Annotated in this window: 4 protein-coding genes; all 4 read right to left on the bottom strand. The window is 64.9% G+C overall.

Features of this window, described 5'->3' with window-relative positions:
* On the bottom strand, positions 1-401 hold a 401-nt coding region (locus LNV23_RS23680), incomplete at its 3' end, for an ABC transporter ATP-binding protein (protein ID WP_263565210.1).
* Positions 402-516: 115 nt separating this feature from the next.
* Entirely contained in the window at positions 517-1,326 is an 810-nt protein-coding gene (locus LNV23_RS23675) for an ABC transporter ATP-binding protein (protein WP_263565209.1), read from the bottom strand.
* 28 nt (positions 1,327-1,354) lie between these two features.
* Positions 1,355-2,437 (bottom strand): ABC transporter permease subunit, encoded by a 1,083-nt coding sequence (locus LNV23_RS23670; RefSeq protein ID WP_263565208.1) that lies wholly within the window; start codon positions 2,435-2,437, stop codon positions 1,355-1,357.
* A gap of 31 nt (positions 2,438-2,468) precedes the next feature.
* On the bottom strand, positions 2,469-3,392 hold a 924-nt coding region (locus LNV23_RS23665; protein WP_263565207.1), incomplete at its 5' end, for a branched-chain amino acid ABC transporter permease.

Raw genomic sequence — 3,392 nt, 5'->3', positions numbered from 1 at the left:
GCTCTGCGCTCCTTCAGGCGCGGGAAGATGCCGAAGACGCGCTCGATGTCGGCCTCAATCCCGGCCTTGTCGCTGCGCAGGTAGGCGCCCATCTGCAGGTTCTCGGTGATGGTCATGCGGGTGAAGGTGCCCCGCCCTTCCGGCACCATCACCAGGCCTTGCTTGACCAGGTCCCAGGGGCCTTGGCCCTTGATGCTTTGGCCCAGGTACTTCACGTCGCCGTCGGCCACCGGCTGCAGACCGGTCACGGCCTTGAGCGTCGTGGTCTTGCCCGCTCCGTTGGCGCCGATCAGGCTGACCAGTTCGCCCTCGCGCACTTCAAAGTTCACACCCTTGACGGCCTGGATGCCACCGTAGGCCACCTTGAGTCCGCTCACTTCGAGCAATATGTTTGTCGCCATGTCTTCAATTCCTTGCATGCAAACACAGAAGCACGGAGGCACGGAGACCCACAAACAGGAATTGCATTTGCATTCCTCTGCGCCTCTGTGCCTCTGTGGTTGCCATTTGTTTTGATCAGTGGTTGGTGTGGCCCGCGCCCAGGTACGCTTCGATCACCTTCTCGTTGCGCTGCACGTCGTACGGCGTGCCCTCGGCGATTTGCTTGCCGTAGTCCAGCACCGTGACGCGGTCGCACAAGCCCATCACCAGCTTCACATCGTGTTCGATCAAGAGGATGGTGCGGCCGTCCTTGCGGATGCGGTCGATCAGCTCTCGGAGCACCACCTTCTCGGTGGCGTTCATGCCCGCGGCCGGCTCGTCCAGCGCGATCAGCTTGGGGTCGGTGGCCAGGGCGCGCGCGATCTCCAAGCGGCGCTGGTCTCCGTAGCTCAGCGTGCGGGCCTTGTACTCGGCGTACTTGCCGATGCCCACGTAATCGAGCAGTTCCTGGGCGCGCTTGGCAATCGCCGCTTCTTCGGCCTTGAAGCCGGGGGTGCGGAAGATGGCGCCGATCAGGCCCGAGCGCGAGCGCACATGCCGCCCCACCATCACGTTCTCCAGCGCCGTCATCTCGGCAAACAGCCGGATGTTCTGGAAGGTGCGCGCGATGCCGGTCTTGGCCACTTCGTGCACCGCGGTCGGTGCGTACGGCGCGCCGCCCAGCTCGAAGCTGCCGCCGTCCGGCGTGTAAAGCCCGGTGATGACGTTGAAGAAGGTGGTCTTGCCGGCGCCGTTGGGGCCGATCAGGCCGTAGACCTGGCCCTTGTTGATCTGGATGCCCACATCGGCCAGGGCTTGCAAGCCGCCGAAGCGCTTGGACACGCCGGCGACCTTGAGCACCACGTCTGCGTTGTTGCTGCTGCTGCTGTTGTTGTTGCTTGTCATGGCTTGTTTTCCTTTGCAGACCCGGTGTTCACTTCTGCGGCACCGGCGCGGCGCGGCCGTGCTCGGGCGCCGGCCACAGGCCGCGCGGACGCACCAGCATGATGCTGATCATGGCCAGGGCCACCAGCAACTGGCGCAGGATGGATGCGTCCAGGCGTCCACCGGTCATCTCCTGCAGCGGGCCGGCCGCGTAGCGCAGCACCTCGGGCAGGGCCGACAGCAGCAGCGCACCCAGGATGACGCCGGGGATGTGGCCGATGCCGCCCAGCACCACCATGGCCACGATCATCACGCTCTCCTGCAAGCTGAAGGACTCGGGGCTCACAAAGCCCTGGAAGGCGCCGAACATGGAGCCCGACACACCGCCGAAGGTGGCGCCCATGCCGAAGGCCAGCAGTTTGAGGTTGCGGGTGTTGATGCCCATGGCCTTGGCGGCGATCTCGTCTTCACGGATGGCCATCCAGGCACGGCCGATGCGGCTGTTCTCCAGGCGGTAGCAGATCAGCACGCTGAACACCACCAGCACCAGGAACAGGTAGTAGTACAGCGTCACCGAGGGGATGGCGAAGCCGAACAGCTCGGTGCCCTTGCCCAGGTCCAGGCCGAAGAAGTGCATGGAGTCGATCTGGCCGATACCGCGCGGGCCGTTGGTGATGTTGGCCGGGTGTTCCAGATTGTTCAGGAACACGCGGATGATTTCACCGAAGCCCAGGGTCACGATGGCCAGGTAGTCGCCCCGCAGCTTCAGCGTGGGCGCACCCAGCATGACGCCGAAGAAAGCCGCCAGCCCGGCCGCCAGCGGGATCACGATCCACAGCGGCGAGTGCAGGCCATTGGGGAAGGCCATGCGGAAGGCCTCGAAGTTCTCGCTCAGGTGCGGGCTCGAGAGCAGCGCGAACATATAGGCGCCGACCGCGTAGAACGCGACATAGCCCAGGTCCAACAGGCCGGCGTAGCCCACCACGATGTTCAGGCCCAGGGCCAGCATCACGTAGAGCAGGGCCAAGTCGATGATGCGCACCGGCCCGTTGCCGAACTGCTGCGCGATCAGCGGCACCACCAGCAGGCCCAGGGCCGCCAGCAGGAAGACGAAGAGTTTGTTCTTTTGCATGATGTGGAGTCTCCTTGACGCTCAGGCCTGCTCAGGCCCGGTCCGCGACACGCTCACCCAGCAAGCCCGAGGGCCGCAAGGTCAGCACCAGGATCAGCGCCACGAAGGCGAAGATGTCGGCGTAGTGGCTGCCCAGCACGCCACCGGTCAGGTCACCCAGATAGCCCGCACCGATCGCCTCGATCAGGCCCAGCAGCACGCCGCCCACCATGGCCCCGGCCAGGTTGCCGATGCCGCCCAGCACCGCCGCCGTGAAGGCCTTCAGCCCCGGCATGAAGCCCATGGTGTGCTGCACCGTGCCGTAGTTGGCCGCCCACATCAGGCCGGCCACCGCGGCCAGCGCGGCACCGATCACAAAGGTCGTCGAGATGATGAAGTCGGGCTTCACGCCCATCAGGCCGGCCACCTTGGGGTTCTCGGCCGTGGCCCGCATCGCGCGGCCCAGTTTCGTGTGATTCACCAGCCACATCAGCGCGGCCAAGATCATCACCGTCGCACCCAGGATCACGCACTGCGTGATCGTGATCACCGGGCCGCCCAGATCGATGGGTGTGGTCGGCAGCAGCAGCGGGAAGGGCTTGGGGTTGGGCTTCCAGATGATCATGGCCAGGGTCTGCAGCAGCAGCGACATGCCCATGGCCGTGATCAGCGGCGCCAGGCGCGGCGCATTGCGCAGCGGCCGGTAAGCAATCTTCTCGACCAGGAAGTTCAGCGTCGTGCACACCAGCACCGCGCAGGCCAGGCCGATCAGCATCAGCCCCCAACCCGGCAGCCCCGAGTCGCCCAGCGCGCTGATCACCGTCCAGCTCACCAGCGCCCCCACCATCAAAATCTCACCGTGCGCAAAATTGATCAGGTTGATGATGCCGTACACCATCGTGTACCCCAGCGCCACCAGCGCATACATGCTCCCGAGCACCAGCCCGTTGATGATTTGCTGGAAAAAAGTTTCCAT

It is taken from the genome of Kinneretia sp. DJ1R-11, assembly GCF_025717595.1.
Taxonomy (GTDB): domain Bacteria; phylum Pseudomonadota; class Gammaproteobacteria; order Burkholderiales; family Burkholderiaceae_C; genus Paucibacter_A.
Note: the sequence above shows the minus strand (reverse complement) of the source record. Positions and strands in the feature narration are given on the sequence as shown.